Origin of the sequence: Rhodanobacter sp. C03 (assembly GCF_002001175.1) — a bacterium.
GTDB lineage: Bacteria > Pseudomonadota > Gammaproteobacteria > Xanthomonadales > Rhodanobacteraceae > Rhodanobacter.
In genome coordinates this window covers 1-1,247 of record NZ_MUNT01000018.1, presented here as the reverse complement: position 1 = coordinate 1,247, position 1,247 = coordinate 1, and the positions used below count along the sequence as shown (strand labels likewise).

Here is a 1,247-nt window from a genome sequence, read left to right as displayed (position 1 = left end):
AGAGTTCCTACGCAAAAGTGGACACCGGTTGGTTAGCCGCAACGGGCCTCGAACTCGATGGGAGAACGATAGCCCAAGGCGGAGTGTAAGCGCTTGTTGTTGTAGAAATCGATGTAGCTGTGCACGGCGCTTCGCAACGAAGCGTCGGTGTTGAAACACTCGCGGTGATACATGTCCGATTTCATCGACTTGTTCCACGACTCCATGTGCGCGTTGTCGGTCATTCGATGCGGTCGGTTCACGCTCTGCACCAATCCCGTGTTGGCGAGCATGCGTTTGAAGTCGCCGGCCAGGAACTCCACCCTGCGATCACTGTGCAGCAAAGTGCCAGCCGGCGGTTTGCGTTGGCGCAGCGCCATGGCCAATGCTCGACGTGTCAGGTTGGCCGTTCGGTCTGCTCCCAGCGACCATCCCAGCAGGCGCCGTGAGTAGCGATCCATGACGGTGGCAAGGTAGCGCCACGTTCCCGACACTTTCAGATAGGTGACATCGGTCACCCAGACCTGATCGGGCCGATCCACCGTCAGTTCGTGAACCTGATTATCCACACTGGCGAAGAAGCGATCGACACCCGGACAGCGCCGATACAGATCGGCAGAGCAGCCGCGGATGGTGTGATCCCGCATCAAACGCTCGACCCGGCGCCGGCCGACAGATTCGCCTGCGCGCTGCAGATCGGCATGGACACGTGGGCTGCCGTAGGTCTGTCGACCTTCCTCATGCACCTGGCGAATGCGTAGCAGCAACCGCGCATCCTCCTGCACACGCACGCTCGCTGGGCGATCGCGCCATGCGTAGAAGCCGCTGGGGCTGACGCCGTATAGCCGGCACAGCAGCCTCACCGGCTGGTGCGTTTGCTGACGGATGAAGGCGAAGATGTCGGCCTTGGAGTGGAAGTGAACGCGATCGCTTTTTTTAAAAGGTCATGCTCGAGCTTCAGTTGCTCGTAAGCCTTCTTCATCCGACGAAGCTCCTTGAGCTCTGCCGCCACCGCCTTATCCACGGCTACACCTTTCGTCACGATCAAACCCTCACGCGCCTGTTTGCGCCAACGAGACAGCATGAACGGATGGATGTAAAGCGACTCGGCGACATCACGCACCGCCACGCCAGGCAACTGGCTCAAACGAACAGCCGTCGCCTTGAAATCATGGGTGTAACGATAGGTGGTTCGCGGGCCTGGCTTGGGCATCTTGTGGACTCCTGAAGTGGTAGTTCAGGGTGTCCACTAAAGCGAAGGAACTATC

The 1,247-nt window shown here is 59.3% G+C and carries 2 protein-coding genes; both read right to left on the bottom strand.

What is annotated here, in order from left to right; all coding sequences use genetic code 11:
• Positions 1 to 32 precede the first annotated feature (32 nt).
• Complete coding sequence (locus B0E48_RS17370) at positions 33 to 866, bottom strand: IS3 family transposase (RefSeq protein WP_254424022.1); 834 nt, start codon at positions 864 to 866, stop codon at positions 33 to 35.
• Positions 839 to 1,192, bottom strand: a complete 354-nt coding sequence (locus B0E48_RS17365; protein WP_139350361.1) for a transposase — start codon at positions 1,190 to 1,192, stop codon at positions 839 to 841. The genes B0E48_RS17370 and B0E48_RS17365 overlap by 28 nt, the downstream gene beginning before the upstream one ends.
• Positions 1,193 to 1,247: the final 55 nt, after the last annotated feature.

Bases quoted from the DNA above. Each gene is read 5' to 3' on its own strand.
- B0E48_RS17365 (WP_139350361.1), bottom strand. From the start codon at position 1,192: ATGCCCAAGCCAGGCCCGCGAACCACCTATCGTTACACCCATGATTTC.